Origin of the sequence: Vibrio sp. 1641 (genome assembly GCF_033339995.1) — a bacterium.
GTDB classification, from domain to species: Bacteria; Pseudomonadota; Gammaproteobacteria; order Enterobacterales; family Vibrionaceae; genus Vibrio; species Vibrio alginolyticus.
Map to the genome: position 1 here is coordinate 1 of NZ_JAWOVP010000345.1, position 592 is coordinate 592.

Genomic DNA, 592 nt, shown 5'->3' on the forward strand with positions numbered 1-592 from the left:
ATCGGCCCTATTGGCTTTCTTGGTTTGCAAATCAGCTACGCGCTGAACTCATTATTTAGTTTCCCAGATAACTTCATTACCCAAAGCATGGTGATTGTCGCTGCCATCGTGATGTACACGCTTTCGGCGCTAAGTGGCGTAAGCAAAGGCATCCAACTTGTGAGCCGTTACAACATCATCCTGTCGGTACTGCTGATCGGTTACATCCTGTTCTTTGGCCCAACGAGCTTTATTATTGATGGCTATGTGCAAGGCGTAGGCCGCATGGTGGATAACTTCTTCCCGATGGCGCTTTATCGCGGTGACACTGGCTGGTTGAGCTGGTGGACAGTGTTCTTCTGGGGTTGGTTTATTGGTTACGGGCCAATGATGGCAATCTTCATCGCGCGTATTTCGCGTGGCCGTACAATTCGCCAATTGATTTTGTCCATCAGTATTGCTGCGCCGCTGATCACCTGTTTTTGGTTCAGCACCGTGGGCGGTAGCCGTTTAGCATTCGAGCTCGCGAATCCTGGATTGATCGCTTCGGCTTTTGAAGGCTTCAACCTTCCAGCCGTATTGCTTGTAATCACTGGTTAACTGCCATTTCCAA

General features: G+C 49.5%; 1 pseudogene. It reads left to right on the top strand.

Annotated features, from left to right (window positions below):
- A pseudogene (locus tag R7Z47_RS25905) lies at positions 1-576 on the top strand (BCCT family transporter); the annotation flags it as partial.
- Positions 577-592 lie beyond the last annotated feature (16 nt).